The following is a 720-nucleotide window of genomic DNA, read 5'->3' on the forward strand; positions in this document are numbered from 1 at the left end:
GTACGGCGGCGGCGCGCACCGCGAGGCCGGGGACGCGGTCGATGACGTCCATGACGAGGCGGTAGCGGTCGAGGTCGTTGCGGACGACCATGTCGAAGGGTGTGGTCGTGGTGCCGGACTCCTTGTAGCCGCGCACGTGCAGGTTCTGGTGGCCGGTGCGGCGGTAGGCGAGGCGGTGGATCAGCCAGGGGTAGCCGTGGTAGGCGAAGATCACCGGCTTGTCGGTGGTGAACAGGCCGTCGTACTCGAAGTCGCTCATGCCGTGCGGGTGTTCCTCGCGGGGCAGCAGCCGGGTCATGTCGACGACGTTGACCACGCGCACGGCGAGCTGGGGCAGGTGACGCCGAAGCAGCTGCGCGGCGGCCAGCACCTCCAAAGTGGGCACGTCTCCGGCACAGGCCAGGACGACATCGGGTTCACCGCCGTTCTCCGTGCCGGCCCACTCCCAGATCCCGGCGCCCCGGGCGCAGTGTGCGCGGGCGGCGTCCATCGGCAGCCAGTCGAAGCAGGGCTGCTTGCCGGCCACGACGACATTGACGTAGTCGCGGCTGCGCAGCACGTGGTCCGCCACCGACAGCAGCGTGTTGGCGTCCGGCGGCAGGTAGACGCGCACGACCTCGGGGCTCTTGTTGAGGACGTGGTCGACGAAGCCGGGGTCCTGGTGGGAGAAGCCGTTGTGGTCCTGGCGCCACACGTGCGAGGTGAGCAGGTAGTTGAGGG

At 69.6% G+C, this 720-nt stretch carries 1 pseudogene; it reads right to left on the bottom strand.

Annotation, left to right across the window (positions count from 1 at the left end):
* Positions 1 to 720, bottom strand: a pseudogene (locus tag RB628_RS41070) (phosphoketolase); the annotation flags it as partial.

It is taken from the genome of Streptomyces sp. ADMS (assembly GCF_033441795.1).
In the GTDB taxonomy this organism is placed as follows: Bacteria; Actinomycetota; Actinomycetes; order Streptomycetales; family Streptomycetaceae; genus Streptomyces.